Source organism: Thermosynechococcus sp. Uc, assembly GCF_029335995.1.
In the GTDB taxonomy this organism is placed as follows: Bacteria; Cyanobacteriota; Cyanobacteriia; order Thermosynechococcales; family Thermosynechococcaceae; genus Thermosynechococcus.
This window is the reverse complement of the sequence record NZ_JARJMS020000023.1, coordinates 20,074-36,039: the sequence shown is the minus strand read 5'-3', so window position 1 is coordinate 36,039 and position 15,966 is coordinate 20,074. Positions and strand designations below refer to the sequence as shown.

General features: G+C 52.5%; 14 protein-coding genes. 5 read left to right on the top strand and 9 right to left on the bottom strand.

Annotation, left to right across the window (positions count from 1 at the left end; all coding sequences use genetic code 11):
• The first annotated feature begins 30 nt into the window (after positions 1 to 30).
• The 3 genes from P3X23_RS02340 to nusB are packed head-to-tail and all read left to right on the top strand — an operon-like array spanning position 31 to position 2,496.
• Positions 31 to 1,140, top strand: a complete 1,110-nt coding sequence (locus P3X23_RS02340; RefSeq protein WP_300872773.1) for a tetratricopeptide repeat protein — start codon at positions 31 to 33, stop codon at positions 1,138 to 1,140.
• A gap of 33 nt (positions 1,141 to 1,173) precedes the next feature.
• Positions 1,174 to 1,833 carry a DUF502 domain-containing protein gene (locus tag P3X23_RS02335; protein ID WP_300872771.1) on the top strand — a complete coding sequence of 220 codons (660 nt, stop codon included), beginning with the start codon at positions 1,174 to 1,176 and terminating at the stop codon, positions 1,831 to 1,833.
• Positions 1,834 to 1,857: 24 nt separating this feature from the next.
• On the top strand, positions 1,858 to 2,496 hold the full coding sequence (gene nusB, locus P3X23_RS02330) for a transcription antitermination factor NusB (protein WP_300872769.1): 639 nt from the start codon (positions 1,858 to 1,860) through the stop codon (positions 2,494 to 2,496).
• Here nusB and P3X23_RS02325 read toward each other — a convergent pair.
• Positions 2,475 to 2,909 carry a hypothetical protein gene (locus tag P3X23_RS02325; RefSeq protein ID WP_300872767.1) on the bottom strand — a complete coding sequence of 145 codons (435 nt, stop codon included), beginning with the start codon at positions 2,907 to 2,909 and terminating at the stop codon, positions 2,475 to 2,477. The genes nusB and P3X23_RS02325 overlap by 22 nt on opposite strands.
• Positions 2,910 to 3,168: 259 nt before the next feature.
• Between P3X23_RS02325 and P3X23_RS02320 the strand changes: the two genes are divergently transcribed.
• A complete protein-coding gene (locus P3X23_RS02320) occupies positions 3,169 to 3,402 on the top strand; it encodes a hypothetical protein (protein WP_300872765.1) in 234 nt (77 codons plus the stop codon).
• On the opposite strand, the gene aroB is transcribed toward P3X23_RS02320, so the two are convergent.
• The 4 genes from aroB to P3X23_RS02300 all read right to left on the bottom strand — a co-directional run bounded on the left by aroB (position 3,399) and on the right by P3X23_RS02300 (position 9,059).
• Positions 3,399 to 4,505, bottom strand: a complete 1,107-nt coding sequence (gene aroB / locus P3X23_RS02315; RefSeq protein ID WP_300872763.1) for a 3-dehydroquinate synthase — start codon at positions 4,503 to 4,505, stop codon at positions 3,399 to 3,401. The genes P3X23_RS02320 and aroB overlap by 4 nt on opposite strands.
• A 36-nt stretch (positions 4,506 to 4,541) precedes the next feature.
• Complete coding sequence (locus P3X23_RS02310; protein ID WP_300872761.1) at positions 4,542 to 5,807, bottom strand: AmpG family muropeptide MFS transporter; 1,266 nt, start codon at positions 5,805 to 5,807, stop codon at positions 4,542 to 4,544.
• A 56-nt stretch (positions 5,808 to 5,863) separates the two neighbouring features.
• Complete coding sequence (locus P3X23_RS02305) at positions 5,864 to 8,464, bottom strand: glycogen/starch/alpha-glucan phosphorylase (protein WP_300872759.1); 2,601 nt, start codon at positions 8,462 to 8,464, stop codon at positions 5,864 to 5,866.
• A 163-nt stretch (positions 8,465 to 8,627) separates the two neighbouring features.
• The gene (locus P3X23_RS02300) at positions 8,628 to 9,059 is read right to left on the bottom strand and encodes a hypothetical protein (protein ID WP_300872757.1); all 432 of its coding nucleotides are present in this window, start codon (positions 9,057 to 9,059) and stop codon (positions 8,628 to 8,630) included.
• Between the two features lie 95 nt (positions 9,060 to 9,154).
• On the opposite strand from P3X23_RS02300, the gene murA reads away from it, so the two are divergent.
• Positions 9,155 to 10,474, top strand: a complete 1,320-nt coding sequence (gene murA, locus P3X23_RS02295) for a UDP-N-acetylglucosamine 1-carboxyvinyltransferase (RefSeq protein ID WP_300872755.1) — start codon at positions 9,155 to 9,157, stop codon at positions 10,472 to 10,474.
• Between the two features lie 399 nt (positions 10,475 to 10,873).
• On the opposite strand, the gene P3X23_RS02290 is transcribed toward murA, so the two are convergent.
• From P3X23_RS02290 to P3X23_RS02275, 4 genes are read right to left on the bottom strand one after another with little or no spacing between them, the layout of a single operon-like run.
• Complete coding sequence (locus tag P3X23_RS02290; RefSeq protein WP_300872753.1) at positions 10,874 to 11,419, bottom strand: hypothetical protein; 546 nt, start codon at positions 11,417 to 11,419, stop codon at positions 10,874 to 10,876.
• Entirely contained in the window at positions 11,416 to 12,045 is a 630-nt protein-coding gene (locus tag P3X23_RS02285) for a methyltransferase domain-containing protein (RefSeq protein WP_300872751.1), read from the bottom strand. Before P3X23_RS02285 ends, P3X23_RS02290 begins: the two co-directional genes overlap by 4 nt.
• Complete coding sequence (locus tag P3X23_RS02280; protein WP_300872750.1) at positions 12,042 to 13,850, bottom strand: proline--tRNA ligase; 1,809 nt, start codon at positions 13,848 to 13,850, stop codon at positions 12,042 to 12,044. The genes P3X23_RS02285 and P3X23_RS02280 overlap by 4 nt, the downstream gene beginning before the upstream one ends.
• Positions 13,851 to 13,910: 60 nt before the next feature.
• Complete coding sequence (locus tag P3X23_RS02275) at positions 13,911 to 15,806, bottom strand: hypothetical protein (protein ID WP_300872748.1); 1,896 nt, start codon at positions 15,804 to 15,806, stop codon at positions 13,911 to 13,913.
• Positions 15,807 to 15,966 lie beyond the last annotated feature (160 nt).

The following is a 15,966-nucleotide window of genomic DNA, read 5'->3' as shown; positions in this document are numbered from 1 at the left end:
GAGTGTTGTAAAGCATTGGGGGTGCCAGCCATGCTGACTGAGGTCTTAACAGCACTGGATCAAGGAAATTTCCAACAGGCAGAGAAACTGTTGGCGACTTTGCCTCCCGAAGACCCCCGAGTGCTCCTGTGCCGAGGTCAACTCCATCTTAAGACAGAGCGCCTAGAGGCGGCTGAGTCAAACTTTCGCCAATTACTGCGGCTTAACTGTGGCTCCAAACTGACGCAAATGGCACGGCGCGGCTTGGAAAAAATTGAGCAAATTCGCCAACAGCAGCGACAACAGGCCATTCTAGAAACCCATACCGTGGTGGGAGTGGAGCAGCAGGGAGTTCTTGTCTTGGAGGGGGTGGTTGCTCCTGAGCAGCGGACAATTCTTGCCCGACTGTTGGCCACCCTGTTTAAGATAGATCCCTACACAGCGCGATTGTTGATTCCATCGCGGGGCTGGCGTTTGATCCGCACAGGAAATTTTGCAGAACTCACTGTCTATTGCGAAGAACTGAAACAGCAGGGGTTTACCCTCTTTTGTGTCCCCTTTGAGGCATTGACGGCAACGCCTGTCTTGCAGGTACGTTATTTTACGGCTTTGACACCACAGCCGCGGGTGGTGTGTACTAGCTCGTTATCGCCAGAGCTAGTGGAGCTAACGTTTGCTTGGTCACAGGTGAGCCAGCGGGTAGAGGGCTTGCTGCCAATTTTTGAGCAGGTGTTCGATCGCGATCGCCAAGGGCAAGTGACCTACAAAGAACAAATTCAGGATCATGCCCAGTGCTGTGATCTTCATTTACTGAGCCAAAATCAAATCCTGCGCTTTTATCGCGGCGGCTACCAGTTTCACCAAGGAATTCCCCTGAATCAAGTGGTGGAGGTAGCCCAAAGCAATCTAGAGTTGGATCAGAATACCTCATGGGTCAAGTGGCGGCAGTTATCGAGTCTCTGGCAGCAGCACTGTGGCGATCGCCCCGTGTGGCAAGACTTCACCAGCTTTGCCGAAACTGCCTTGGACTTTACGGAACTCTTGAGCAAAATTCCCTCCCACATCAACCTTTTTCGCCGCGAAGACAGTCTTTGGGATGCTGCCTTCATGCTTTACAGCAGTTTAGCCTTTCATCGTGCCCGCAGTGGCAGCAACCGTTAAGCTAGAAACAGAAGTCTGCTCGTACGAGTATCTGTGTTGTACCGCCTTCAACAAGCCATTAAGAATGATCTCATTGCCGGTCTACTGGTGGTGATTCCCCTGGCAACGACGATTTGGCTATCGATTTCTGTCTCCAGTTGGGTGTTGGATCTCCTTACCCGCATTCCTAAGCAAGTAAACCCTTTCAAAACATGGCACCCGCTGTTGGTGGATCTGCTCAATGTGGGCGTGGGGATTATTGTGCCCCTAACGGGTATCTTGCTGATTGGCTTGATGGCGCGCAATATCTTTGGGCAATGGCTGTTGAACACAGGTGAGAGTCTTCTCAAGCGCATTCCCTTGGCAGGCAGCATCTATAAGGTGCTACAGCAACTCCTAGAGACAATTCTGCGGGACTCGCGCAATCGCTTTCGCCGTGTGGTGTTGGTGGAATACCCCCGTCCAGGTCTGTGGGTAGTGGCCTTTGTTACTGGTACGATGAATGGTTCATTGCAAACGGTGTTCTCGGAACCAATGCTGAGTCTATTTATCCCCTCATCCCCTAACCCGACAACGGGTTGGTATGGGATTGCCAGTGAGCGGGATGTGCGAGATTTGGATATTTCAATCGAGGATGCCTTTAAGCTGATTATTTCCGGAGGAATTGTTACACCGGGATCGGTTCCAACCTCAGCCCTGCCACCAGTGCACTAAGAACTCTTTCTTGAGGATTGACCCATGATAACTGCTCGTCGTGTTGCCCGTGAATTGGCTTTGCTCAGTGCGGCTCAGGTGTTACGCCAACCGAAACTGCTCGATGAAAGTGACTGCCGCAGCTTAATCCTGATGGCGGTACGTACACTGGCGAGTGATGTGCGCGATACCCTCGAACAGGCTGCCACCGAATTAAGTGACAGTCAGCGACTGCTTCGCCACAGTGAGTTTCAGTTGCCCCACCTCGAAAAGGCACAAGTGGTGCTCCAAGACGCCCTCCAGCGGGCGGAAAAGGGTTTGAATAAAATAGGCACTGCCCTTGATCTGCCCGAGATTCTGTACTTTGCCCACCAAGACGAAGTCCAAGCCTACGCGATCGCCCTCCTGCGCTGTTTGCAGCGGTATCGGGCCGAGATTGAGGATTTGGTGAACCGCTCAATGGTAGATTGGCAATTGGAACGACTCACGCAGTTGGATCGCACGATTATTGAAATTGCCGTAGCAGAGATGCGCTATCTTGATGTAGCCAAGCAAGTGGCGATTAATGAGGCCATTGAACTGGCTAAACGCTACAGCGATGAAGGCAGCCACCGATTTATTAATGGTGTGCTGCGGCGAATCAGTGAAGCCCTCGACACGGCTCAGGCGGCCACGGGTAATTGAAACGACTGCCATAGTTGCTGTCGCCCTAACTCCACATCCTCAGACCGACATTGCCAGTTAGGATGGGCACTCATCACTAAACTTTCGAGAGTTTCCCGATCAAAGAGATGCCAAACAGGGGCACCCTCAACAGGGTGGGCGATCGCCAGTAAATTTTCAGCCACACAGTGAATTTCTAAACAGGTGGCCGCCCGCTGAATTTGCAACTGCTGCCCCGGTAGGAGCGATCGCACCGCCTCCATGATCTCCCGCAGTTCGGAGATACTCTGGACACAGACTCCTGGAAGAGCCACCCGCTGCTGGGGATTCCCGTTAATTTGCAGCCAATAATGACGGCTGGGATCAATCCCCAAAAGCCAAGGATCAACATCATCTAAGCGATAACGGGGAGCCAAGGAAAGTCCGTGCACCATGTATCCGCATTCCTAAATAACAGCATCTATATCCGGCGATCCCTAGGGATCACACTTCCCTTATGTAGTGTGATAAGTCTCCCTTATTTGATCAATCAAACTTAATAATGCTTAATCTTTTGTCAATAGTTGTTAACAAACCCCCGTTTCTTAACCAGCAAGATCACGATTTTGTTACAGCAGCTACGGGAGCCTAGGGAAAATCAGTTAAAATAAGTTAAGAACAGGTTAATTTCTGAGGGAAAAGGATAGGTAAGCAATGAATAAATACGAATTTTTACATCCCCACAGCCGTTACCACGGTGAGTTTACACCCGAAAACTTTTTATTTGATGCCAACTTGCAGGAATTTGCCACGCGAGTGAGCTACATTTCTGGTCTTGAAAACAGTGGTAAGCTCTCCCCCCAAGAAGCCTACAAGCAAATTAAAAATCTTTGGAAAGAATTAAAAGCCAGCAAAAAATGTTTATTAGATAGCACCCCCCCTAGCTAAGCTTGCAGGCGCTGGAGTATCTCGCGAATCAATTCTGTTGGGACGTGATCTACAATTTCCCCATGGCCGATCGCGGTGGGGAGAACAAAGCGTACCTTTTGCGCCTGTACCTTCTTGTCATGCTTTAGACGTGCTAACAGTCCCTCTATATCAAAGTGAGGGGGGATTGTTGTTGGCAGTTTTGCTTTGAGAATCAACGCCCGTTGGGCGGCGGCATCTTCGACTGACCAATACCCCAAAGCCACAGCCAGTTCCCCGGCAGCAATCATGCCAATAGCAACTGCCTCACCGTGATTTAAGAGACGATAGTTGCCCATACTCTCAAGGGCATGGCCAATTGTATGCCCGTAATTTAAGATGGCACGCAGGCCAGCTTCGCGCTCATCCTTACTCACCACATCTACCTTGGCTTGGCAAGAACGTTGAAGGATTTGAATCAACGACTCAGACGGTAGGGCACTCATGCGATCTAGGCGCGGCAATTGACTTAACAAATTAAAAAGCGTTGCATCCCAAATCACACCGTACTTAATCACCTCTGCCATGCCGGCACGGAATTCTCTGGTGGGGAGGGTTGCTAAGACCTCGGGATCAATGGCCACAAGACGGGGTTGATGAAAGGCACCGATGAGATTTTTGCCTTGGGGATGGTTTACCCCTGTTTTCCCGCCAATGGCGGCATCCACCATCGCCAAGAGACTGGTGGGAATCTGCACTACGGCAATGCCGCGTAGCCATGTTGCTGCTGCAAAGCCGGTCATATCCCCAATGACGCCACCGCCAAGGGCAAAGAGGGTAGAATTCCGCTCTAGCCGCTGACCTAGAGCAGCATCGTAAATCTTTTCCACACTTCTTAGGGTTTTGTAGCGTTCCCCCGCCGGTAGGATGCAGGGTGTGACCTGCCAGCCGCTTTTGACGAGGGCATTCTGTACATCCGCGCCGTAGTGCCGCCAAATTTGCGGATTGGAAACGATGAGGGCAGGAGCATCGGGGGTCAAGAGCGTATGTTCGGCCAACAGAGTAGGTAATTGCTGCCGTGTATTCGCGCCAATGGCAATGCTATAGGAGTACTCACCAAGGGGAACAGGAATGAGGGTTGTCATATTTGAGTTTTCTGAAAGTATTTTCTCTAGGTCTTCTTAAGCATCACTACCAGGACGAGGAAAGGCTGGCTTCGCTCGCCAAGGGGCAAAAAACGGCAGCAGTAGCAGTGCAGGTAAGGCAGCCGCGATTGTAAAGAGAAAAAAGAGCGACCAGCCCATAATCTCTACGGCTTTCCCCGCAGGGGCTGCTAAGACATCCCGACTAAAGGCAAAAAGACTGGAGAGGAGGGCATACTGGGTTGCACTAAATTGCGGATTGCAGAGGCTCATTAAAAGGGCGGTCAAAGCAGCGATCGCCAGCCCCGCACAGAAATTATCAATACTAATGGCCGCCACCATCACCGTGGGATTGGCACCGGCATTGGCCAAAACAAAATAGGAGACATTGCTGGAGGCTTGTAGCCCCCCCATGATCCAGAGGGCGCGGTGAATCCCTATTTGGCTGATGGCCGCCCCCCCAGCAAGGGCGCCAACAATTGTGGCAACCAACCCCACCCCTCCCTGTACTGCTCCAATTTGGGTTTGGCTAAAGCCCTGCTGCAACAGAAAGGGGGTCATCATATTACCTGTGAGGGCATCTCCTAAGCGGTAGAGACAGATAAAGAGTAAAATCACCAGTCCAGTTCCCCAACCGTAACGCTGGAAAAAATCAAGGAAGGGTTGAATGACCGCTTCAGTCAAAGAGTGAGGGACAGGGGGATGCACGGCCGGTTCCGGCGCCCACAGCGTGGCGAGCAGACCCACCAACATCAGCAATGCCATGAGGACGTAAACCAGCGGCCAGGGCAGTTGATCGGCTAGGATTAGGGCTAGGGAACCTGTAACCAACAGCGCAATGCGATAGCCAAGGACGTAAATCCCTGCACCCGCCCCCATTTCAAGGGGGTCTAGGACATCGGTACGGTAGGCATCCACGGCAATATCTTGACTAGCACTCAAAAAGGCAATGGCCAAGGCATTGACCGCCAACAGCCGTAGGCTTCTACTCGGATCCTGCACCGCCATTAGGGCGATCGCTCCCAAAAGGAGCACTTGAATCAGCAGTAACCAGCCCCGCCGCCGTCCTAAAAAGGGGATCGCATAGCGATCCAGCAACGGTGACCAGAGAAACTTCAGCGAGTAGGGCAACCCCACTAGGCTAAATAGGCCAATGGCAGTTAAATCAATGCCCTCAACCGTCATCCAAGCCTGCAGTGTTCGACTGGTGAGAAACAGCGGCAATCCCGACGAAAAGCCCAACAAGAGCAGTGCCGCCATTTTGCGACTTTGAAAAACCTGTAGGGCTGTGCCGATTCCCGCCATTCATTCTGTTCCACTGCTTGAGACTTGCCCTAGTGTAGAGCAAAAAGGGCAGCCACCTAAAGACCACTGGCTTGACTCATGCGACTGGGGCGAAAGGCAGGCCGACAGGCATCCAGGGAAACGGGAACGGGTTTGACGTGCCAGATGTCTCTGCAGTACTCGGCAATTGTGCGATCGCTGGAGAATTTGCCCATGCGTGCCACATTGAGGATGGACATCTGAGTCCAGTGGGTCTTGTCGCGAAAGGCTTGGGCGACCCGCTGTTGGCAATCCACATAGGACTGATAGTCCGCCAGCAGCATGTATTGATCCTCGTTGAGAAGGGAATTGACAATCGGTTCAAACAAGCCCGGCTCCCGTGGATTGAAGTAATCAGAAATGAGCGTATCAATTACCTTTTTCAGCATTGGGTTGCTGTTGTAGTACTCGCGGGGATTGTAGCCCTCGGCTTTGAGGCTCATCACCTCTTGAGCTGTCAGACCAAAGAGAAAGAAGTTCTCTGCCCCCACTTCTTGGCGAATTTCCACATTCGCGCCATCCAGTGTGCCAATGGTCAGTGCCCCGTTGAGGGCAAACTTCATATTGCCGGTGCCGGAGGCCTCTTTCCCAGCGGTGGAGATCTGCTCCGAAAGATCGGCAGCGGGATAGACCATCTCTCCAAGCGAAACAGAGTAGTTGCTCAGGAATACCACCTTGAGACGGCCATTTACATCACTGTCGTGGTTGATCATATCGCCCACGGAATTAATCAGTTTGATGATCATTTTGGCCATGAAATAGCCAGGGGCTGCCTTGCCGCCAAAAATAAACGTGCGCGGCTGAATGTCCATGTGGGGATTGGCTTTGATTTGCTCGTAGAGCGTAATGATGTGGAGCACCGCTAAATGCTGCCGCTTATACTCGTGGATGCGCTTAACTTGAATGTCAAAGAGGGAATAGGGATCTACTTCGATTTGATTGTTGCGCCAGATATACTCCGCCAAGCGCTCTTTATTGGCTTGTTTGATTTGCTGCCACTTGGCTTGAAAGGCGGGATCGGTAGCGTAGGGTTCTAGACCCCGTAGATCTTCTAAGTGGGTAATCCAGCGATCGCTCTGCAGCGTTTCGGTAATCAAGCTGGCCAAGCGCGGATTGCTCATCAATAGCCAACGGCGGGGGGTAATGCCATTGGTTTTGTTTTGGAACTTGTTTGGGTACATTTCATAGAAGTCCCGCATTAGCTCCTGCTTGATTAACTCTGTGTGCAGTTCTGCCACGCCATTGACCGTATGGCTGCCGACACAGGCCAAGTGCGCCATGCGCACCTGTTTGGGATGCCCTTCCTCAATCAAAGACATGCGTGCCAAGCGGGCAATGTTGCCAGGGTAGCGCAGGCGAATCTCATTCAGGAAGCGGTAGTTAATCTCGTAAATAATTTCAAGGTGGCGCGGCAGCAGTTGACCAAAAAGTTCCACAGACCAGCGCTCGAGGGCTTCTGCTAGGAGGGTGTGGTTGGTATAGGCAAAGGTGCGCTGAGTAATATCCCAGGCCTTTTCCCAACCCAGTTGGTACTCATCCACCAGCAGTCGCATTAGCTCAGCTACGCCAATCGCCGGATGCGTATCGTTGAGCTGAATTGCCACCTTGTCAGGAAAAGCCTCAAAGCTAGTGTGCCGCCGCAGGTAAAGACGGATGATGTCCTGTAGGGAACAAGAGACAAAGAAATACTGTTGCCGCAGCCGCAGTTCTTTCCCTTGGGGGGTGTTGTCATTGGGGTAGAGAACCTTTGAAATGTTCTCACTGAAGGTTTTTTCAGAGACTGCTTGGGTGTAGTCACCCGCGTTGAAGACCTGAAGGTTAAAGTCTTGGGCGGCGCGGGCACTCCAGAGGCGAAGCGTGTTGACGGTGTTTTTGCCATAGCCAGGAATGGGTGTATCGTAGGGGGTTCCAAACACTGTGGTGCTAGAAACCCAGCGCACGCGGTAGTGCCCTTGAGCATCGGTGTAAGCTTCGGTGTGGCCGCCAAACTTAACCTCGACGTTGTAATCAGGACGGGCAATCTCCCAGGGGTTACCAAAGCGCAGCCAGTTGTCGGGCACTTCGTGCTGCCAGCCATTGGTGATAATTTGCTTGAAAATGCCAAACTCGTAGCGAATGCCGTAGCCGACAGCGGGAATTTCAAGAGTAGCTAGAGAGTCGAGGAAACAGGCGGCCAAGCGTCCCAAACCGCCATTGCCTAGCCCCGGCTCCGGTTCGCGCTCCATCAGTTCGTTGAGGTCAAGGCCAAAGTCAGCCATCGCCTGTTTAGTTTGCTCGTAAAGGCCGACGTTAATCAGGTTATTTAAGAGTAAGCGACCAATGAGAAACTCCGCCGATAGGTAATAGACAACCTTGGCATCCTGCTCAAAATAGGTTTGGGCGGTTTTAATCCGCCGATGCAGCAGGCGATCGCGCACGGTGTAGGCAAGAGCCATGAAGTAATCGTAGGGCGTAGCAAACATGGCATCCTTGCCTTGGATGTAGTGGAGGTTATCGACAAAAGCGCGCTTCAGGGTTTGTACTGTCATCCCTGTGCGATCGCTCTCGATATACAAATCGCAGGGTTCGTCGTTGGCGGCAGGGCTAGGGTGGGAAACTGAATTAACAGGATGACCCTTAGGAGTGGCGGAATTATTCATGCAACCTGTGACTCTGAAGGAATCGGAAGTAACTTAACTTAAGGCTAATACAGATTCATGAAATGTACATTAGATTACCCCTGCGGGAATTTTAATAATTGATTTATCTGCCTTTACATTTTTTTCATCTTCTTAAAGTATGCCCTCAGCTGTTGGACAACCCCTAATCAAACCAACCAATTTCCGCATCCCCAAGGTGAGAAGCGTTGGGATTGGGGGTGGGAATTTCATTGACAAGGGGCTTAAATCCCACGTCCTCAAAACGGTAGGGCTGAGCTGCACTCAGTTGACGAATAACTTGTTTGGCTTCTGCAAATTTGGCTTCTAGCGCCTGATGGCGAGCCTGGAGTTCCTGAAGGGCTGTGTCAAAAGCTTGGGCGCGATCGCGCCACGTTTGCACTTCCTGTTGCAATTGCTCTATCTGGGTATTCTGAGCAGTTTTCTCAGCTTCTGCGGCTACCAACGCTGCTTTGAGGGTCGCCACTTCTTGCTCGAGTTCTGCTTTAGTGGGCTGCTGACGACTCCGCTTGCTAGCGGTTTGACTTTGTTTGGCGACCTCTTGCCGCAGTAAGTCGCTGAGATTCTGATGTTCCATCCAATAGCTAAGTTATTTATAGGATTCATCTTTGCATAAAATTCGCACTGATCGGCTATAATCGCTTGGAATTCTTTTGGCTGTGAGAGTGAAAAATGCTAACCTCGACCGCAACACCGCTGACCACAGAGCAGGCACACCTCAAGATTCAGGGGGGCTATCGGTTATCGGGTGAGGTGAGGATTAGTGGAGCCAAGAATTCAGCACTTGTGTTGATGGCAGGGGCACTCTTAGCAGCCGATACAACCATTCTGCGTGCAGTGCCTGATTTAGCTGATATTCGCCGCTTGGGAGAAATTTTACAAGCATTGGGGGTGAAGGTACAACGCCTCGGGACTGAAACGATTGCTATTGATGCTACGGACTTAAATACCAATGATCCCCCCTATCGCCTCGTTAGCCAACTGCGGGCGAGTTTCTTTGCCATTGGCCCTCTGGTGGCACGGTTGGGTGTTGCCCGTGTCCCCCTGCCGGGGGGGTGCGCCATTGGTGCCCGCCCGGTAGAGCTGCACGTGCGTGGTCTGCAAGCAATGGGTGCCGAAGTTACGATTGATCACGGTGTTGTTACCGCCAGTGCCACCAAACTCAAGGGAACACGGATTTATTTGGACTATCCGAGTGTCGGCGCAACGGAGACCCTGATGATGGCAGCCACCCTTGCCGAGGGGGAAACCACAATTGAAAATGCCGCCCAAGAACCCGAAGTGGTGGATTTGGCGAACTTTTGTATCGCAATGGGGGCAAAAATCTATGGCGCAGGTACCAATTCAATCACAATTGTGGGGGTCGATCGCCTCCACGGCACTGAATATGAAATTATTCCCGATCGCATTGAGGCCGGTACATTTCTTTTGGCAGCCGCTGTCACTCGCTCGGCAATTACCCTTGCCCCCGTGATTCCCAGTCATCTGACTCCCGTTATTGCTAAACTCGAGGAAATGGGAGCAACGGTTGAATTTCCCGATCCCACCCGTGTGCGCTTTATCCCTGCCCAACGCTACCGTGCCACCGATATTGAAACGCTCCCCTACCCTGGCTTTCCCACGGATATGCAAGCTCTAATGATGACGTTGCTGGCCATCAGCGAAGGAAATAGTTTGGTCAGCGAAACGGTGTTTGAAAATCGCTTTGGCCATGTGGCTGAGCTGAATCGCATGGGTGCTGATATTCGTGTCAAGGGCAATCACGCCGCGATTCGAGGGGTACCCCATCTTTCCAGTGCCCCCGTAACGGGTACCGATTTACGCGCCACAGCAGCTTTGGTGGTTGCCGGACTAGCGGCTCACGGAGAAACCCACGTCTATGGCTTGCAGCATTTGGATCGGGGGTATTGGCAAATGGAAGCCAAGTTGCAGGGTTTGGGCGCACGGCTAGAACGCTATGTACCAAGTGCAGCCACCTCTCTAGTCTTTTAGCTCATCGGCGGGACATCCCGCGCTCCCCCGAAGGGGAATCTTGCTGCTCAATGTACCGCTTCAAGACGGGTATGGTGACCGCGCCACCACTGGCGAGGACTCATTCCAAAACACCGACTTGCCATGGCACTTGTTCAGCCGCAGCCTGCAACTAGAGCCAGACTTCAGGTTGTGAATGAACTTGGGCAGCACCAAAACAGGAGGTGGATATGGTCGGCCTCACCGTTGACCTCTGTCAGCTCAGCAGTTTTTAGGATGAAGCGTGTACGCTTAATCCAAAAAATGAACACTTTGCGGCAATATGTTGGGGTCAAAAAAGTGAGCCTAGGGCATCGGCTCACTATAAAATGCAAAGGTCGAAAGACTGGAAAAGCCCGCCCTCTACCCACAGCGTGAGGATCAGGAGTATGTCACTCCGGCCTTGGGAGCAAGCGGGATTTCGTTGCCGATGCCTCCTGTCCATTGGGCCATCACATTCTCGAGAACTTCAGCCACTGTGGGCGTCCAATGTTTCCATGCGCCGAGGGGTAAGGCCAATGCTCCCCAATAGGCACCAAAAAGACAGCTCAAGAAAAGACCAGCGTTCGCTTGTTGCTGGCTGACAATTTGATGAGCTAATTCTAGATCCCAAGGGGCGATCGCCAAGGCATAGCGGAGAATGTCCCCTCTGGCGGCGGGGACAGATAAAGGCTCAGGTGCCCAAGCCGCGTCTAGGTATTCATGCAGCAGGGTTTGGATGTCTTGCAACTCTTTGGCCACTGAAACTAGGGGTTGATCCCATGAGGCGAGCAGTTGTGGAAGCTGTACGCACCAATCCCCCTGGTCACGGAGCAGCCATTGTTGCGGCAGTGTCTGTGCTAAATTCGCATCCTCCTTAGCTAGACCCCATAGGAGTCCTAGCAGGGCACCGCGAAACTGCTCATAGACTCCACCTCTGACCCTCACGCTGATTGCTTTTGACCAACGACAGCATAAAAAGGATCGGTAAAGGCCAGCCAAGACCAGCGACGAGGTAGATGCGTTTTAATCACCTTGAGGGCGGGAATACTGTTAATGTAGGTTTGCACTAACTGTAGGCGATCGCTCTCTGTAGCGTCTCGCCAAGCCTGAATTGCCTTTTCAAAAAACATCCGATTCGAGAAGCTGACAATAACGATGCCTTGGGGCTGCAGGATACGGGCAATTTCTGTGAATATGGCCTCTGGATACTGTAGATACTGTACAGACACTGCCATGAGTACGGCATCAAAACTGGCATCCTCTAGGGGCAAAGCCAGCTCTTTGTTTAAGTCTTGGACAAAGTAACGATCTAGCCGCGGGTTACGGGCTAACTCCGCCGCATTCATACCATGACCCACCACCTCCCCAAAGGATAACTCTGGGGGTAGATGGGAGACCCAACTACTCATGAGATCCAAGATCCGCATTTGCGGCTGCAAGTATTGGCGGTAAAGATCCGTCAGGCGCGCCAGAAAGAAGTCATCCACATGGGTCACAAAGCGGGGCACCGCATAAAAGAGATCGTCGCTACGGCTATCTAATTTCGTGCGCTGTTGGGGATTCAGAATCATTGGGCTAACTGCTGAGTGATCTCCTTCTCAAGATAACGAACCACCTCGGTCAAGGGGAGGGTAGATTTGGCACCTGTTGCGCGAATCACCAGTTCCACTTCGCCATGGGTGATCGCCCGCCCAGTTACCAGTCGGTAGGGAATGCCAATCAAATCAGCATCTTTGAATTTCACCCCTGCCCGTTCATTGCGATCGTCAAGGAGAACCTCAATCCCTACCGCCTGCAGTTGCTCATAGAGGTCAGTGGCCACTTGCAGTTGCTGGCTGTCCTCAATGTTGGGCACGACAATGATCACTTGATAGGGGGCGATCGCCAGTGGCCAAATAATCCCTTGGGCGTCGTGGTGCTGCTCCACCGCCGCCTGTGCCAAGCGGGAAACACCAATGCCATAGCAGCCCATCACCAGCGGCACCTCTTCCCCCTGTTCATTGGTGTAGGTGGCCTTCATTGCCTGAGAATACTTGGTGCCCAATTGGAAAATATGGCCAATTTCAATACCTCGAGCACTTTCTAGGTACTGATTGGGATCGTGACAGGCGCGATCGCCGGCTTGGGCTTTGCGCACATCCGCCACAATTGCCGGCAGGGGACAGGATTTGCCCCAGTTCACCCCCACCCGATGCTGTTGATCGCAATTGGCTCCTGTAATAAATCGCTGCAACGCCGTCACGGTACAGTCGGCAATGCGAATCCACTGGGGAATAATCTGGGGATCGGCTTTAATAACGGCATCCTCTAGATCAGGGCCAATGTAACCAAAGGGAATGGGGGTTGCTGCCCACTCTTGAGCCGTATTGGCATCCGCCATCCGCAGATCCAGCAATTTTTTTGCCCCGTAGTTGGGCGCAAGGGAAGTGAGAGTGTTGGACAACTTGACGCTGTTCACCTCTTGATCGCCGCGAATACTCACCAACACTAGACCAATCCGTCCGTTATCAAACACCGCACGATAGAGCACATTTTTTACAATTTGGCTGGGATGGCACTGTAACTGTTCAACGAGGGCATCAATTGTTGCCGCATTGGGAGTCTCCAGCGTTGCCACCTTTTTGTAAGTTGTAGGCAGGGGATCTGGGGGCAGTGACACCGCCTTTTCCGCATTGGCAGCGTATTGACCGTCAGCCGTATAGAGGACTTCATCTTCGCCGGTAGCCGCCAGCACCATAAACTCATGGGATGCTGAGCCACCAATTGCACCCGAATCTGCCTCTACGGCGCGAAACGTCAGGCCACAGCGGTGGAGAATCCGGCTGTAGGTTTTGTACATGAGCTGATAGGTCTCCTTGAGGCTGGCCACATCAGCATGGAAGGAGTAGCCATCCTTCATAATGAATTCCCGTCCCCGCATCAGCCCAAATCGCGGTCGAATCTCATCGCGGAATTTTGTTTGGATTTGGTATAGGTGAACGGGCAACTGCCGATAGGAGCGAATTAAGTCCTTGGCAAGAGTGGTGATGACCTCTTCATGGGTAGGGCCTAGTCCTAACTGTCGCTGGCTACGATCCGTCAAGGAAAACATAATCCCCTCAGCCTTGGTATAGGTATCCCAGCGCCCGGACTCTTGCCAGAGCTCAGCGGGTTGCAATTGCGGCAGCAAACATTCCAGGGCGCCACTGCGATTCATTTCTTCGCGGACAATAGCACTGACTTTTTGCAGCACTCGCCACATCAGGGGCAGGTAGCTATAGATGCCACTGGCAATCCGTCGAATATATCCCGCCCGCAGCAATAATTTGTGACTGGGAATTTCTGCTTCCGCTGGATCATCGCGAAGCGTAACAAAGAGCATTTGCGAGAGGCGCATAGCTGGGCTACCGATACTGCACAGAGCCTCTATTTTACGATTTACGATGACCAGCGATCGCTAGGGGGTAGCCATTGGTTCGGATTCCGCTAGTGGGGGTTGAACAGGTATCGGCGTAGGAGCAGCAGGACCTTCCGGTGTAGGTGAAGGACTGGCAGGAGCAACCGCGGTCTCAGGTGTTGGTGTAGATCTAGGAGAGGCTTCCGGTGCGGCTGCAGGGATGGTGGCCTCTGGCGTCGGTGTTGCCGGGGCAGATGATTCTGGCTCGGCTGCTTGTTCAGAGGTACGTTTAGGGACACTGGGGGGGCTTTCCCACCAGGGAATTGTGGGAATCGCTTGCTGCCGTTGACGCAGGCTCAATTCGTAATCCCATTGCCAAATTTTGTTCAAGGCTGCACGGTAGAGGGCGCGATCGCGACGAATTTGCTCAGCGGTTTGGATGGCTTCCTCAAGTTTGCCTTCCTGGGCCAAACGAATGGCTCGATCCAAAATGGGACGATCCTCAATTTCTTCGAGTTTCTCTTGCCACTCGTTGCGATAGTTGGCCACTGCGGTAGCGAGCACAGCATTGGCGGGGAACAATCGGAGAACTCCCAAAGCAGCTTGGTATTGTTTCTGTTCTGCGAGGGCGATCGCCGCATGGAGCAGGGGCTGCTCATCAATTGTGCGCAGATCCCGCTGCCAAAGAGCAATTAAACCCTGGGCTTGAGCCCGTTCCGGCTGACCAAGGGACACCTGCCGAGCTTGAGCAATGGCCAATGCATACCCCCAGCGCAGACGGGAACTAGCAAGCCACGAGGCCCACTGAAGATGCTGCCGGTTACGTAACTGTTGCTGCCATCTTTTGAGGTAAGCTTGAGCCGATTCATAAAGTGGATCGGTGCTGGGAATTTGCTGCACCCGAGCAATCGCCTCCCAGTAGCTCAAAACTGTGCCCTTGGCTGCAAGAGCTTTGGCCTGACCCAAGATGACAATTGGGCGATCGTGGTAGGAAACATCAAGAGCTGGGGCAATTTTCTCAATCAGGGCTAAAGCGCCCTCGCGATCGCCTGTCGCCAAGCGTTCCTCTGCATAGGTAAACACTTTGGGAATCCAACGGCGAATATCCGCCTGGGCCTGGGAATAGACAACCGCCTGTGGGGGAATTTTTAGAGCCAGCATCACCGCCTCTGCTAGTTCATTGGCCGTTAACCAAGCCGCCAAATCCCGTGCCTGCACCAGTTGTACCCACGCATCCTGTTCTTGGGAGATGCGCACCGAGAGCTTTTGTGCCTGTTCGCGCCAGTAGTCGGTGGCCAATTGATTCATTAATTTCACTTGCAGCAATGCCAATCCCCAATCCTGCTGGCGCAGCGCCGCCTCAGCCGTGGTCAGTAAGTTCCCCCCTTCTCCCACATTTGTTGCAGTCAGCAGCTCTTGGGCTTGGGAGTAGGCCGCTGCGGTGGTGGGGATTTTTTGCAAAAGCAAGGTGGCTAGGTCAATATTGCCTTGGCTTAACTGTTGATGGGCAATCACCAATAGGGCGGCTGACCACTCATCCACACGCCGCTTAGCTTGGGGAAAGAGGGGGTGATCTTCTGGCCATTGACTGACCGTTTCAATTGCTTGAGCTAGAGAGGGTAAGTTGCCGTGGAGGGCTGCTTGATCGGCGCAGTAGAGGCGATCGCCCTCGCTCATAATCAGGCTGGGGTGACGACAATCGGGCAAGGGGGGTAAAACCAATAGCCAAGCAGTGGCGGTCATCAGGGTTGCTCCGGAGATTAAAAAGGGGATGAGCCAAGGCCACCCCTCATATGCCATAAGTCGTTGGCAGTAGGTTTGCCAACGGGCGGGCAGAGATTCAGTGGTCGTTGTCTCCATAGGGGCGATCGCTAGCTCCGCTGACTTAGGAACCCGCCGGAACCACCGTTGCCAAACCTCTAGTACTTTCATGTCCTGCTGCGGCTCCTCACCCACTGCCTATCATTTCCCTCGGATGCTAGGGAAGTCGTTAGAACTTGTTATAGCAAATCAACTTGGCAATTCCCTTCTCAAGTTGCCGTTTTCCACGGCAGGATTATAATTTAAGGATATGAATCGCAATAATCCTTAACATTTCTCCTGATTTTGCAACGCC

What these genes read in the sequence shown, in the direction of transcription:
- P3X23_RS02340 (WP_300872773.1), top strand. Translation starts at nt 31, where the DNA reads ATGCTGACTGAGGTCTTAACAGCACTGGATCAAGGAAATTTCCAACAG.
- nusB (WP_300872769.1), top strand. Translation starts at nt 1,858, where the DNA reads ATGATAACTGCTCGTCGTGTTGCCCGTGAATTGGCTTTGCTCAGTGCG.
- P3X23_RS02325 (WP_300872767.1), bottom strand. Translation starts at nt 2,909, where the DNA reads ATGGTGCACGGACTTTCCTTGGCTCCCCGTTATCGCTTAGATGATGTT.
- P3X23_RS02320 (WP_300872765.1), top strand. Translation starts at nt 3,169, where the DNA reads ATGAATAAATACGAATTTTTACATCCCCACAGCCGTTACCACGGTGAG.
- aroB (WP_300872763.1), bottom strand. Translation starts at nt 4,505, where the DNA reads ATGACAACCCTCATTCCTGTTCCCCTTGGTGAGTACTCCTATAGCATT.
- P3X23_RS02310 (WP_300872761.1), bottom strand. Translation starts at nt 5,807, where the DNA reads ATGGCGGGAATCGGCACAGCCCTACAGGTTTTTCAAAGTCGCAAAATG.
- P3X23_RS02305 (WP_300872759.1), bottom strand. Translation starts at nt 8,464, where the DNA reads ATGAATAATTCCGCCACTCCTAAGGGTCATCCTGTTAATTCAGTTTCC.
- P3X23_RS02300 (WP_300872757.1), bottom strand. Translation starts at nt 9,059, where the DNA reads ATGGAACATCAGAATCTCAGCGACTTACTGCGGCAAGAGGTCGCCAAA.
- murA (WP_300872755.1), top strand. Translation starts at nt 9,155, where the DNA reads ATGCTAACCTCGACCGCAACACCGCTGACCACAGAGCAGGCACACCTC.
- P3X23_RS02285 (WP_300872751.1), bottom strand. Translation starts at nt 12,045, where the DNA reads ATGATTCTGAATCCCCAACAGCGCACGAAATTAGATAGCCGTAGCGAC.
- P3X23_RS02280 (WP_300872750.1), bottom strand. Translation starts at nt 13,850, where the DNA reads ATGCGCCTCTCGCAAATGCTCTTTGTTACGCTTCGCGATGATCCAGCG.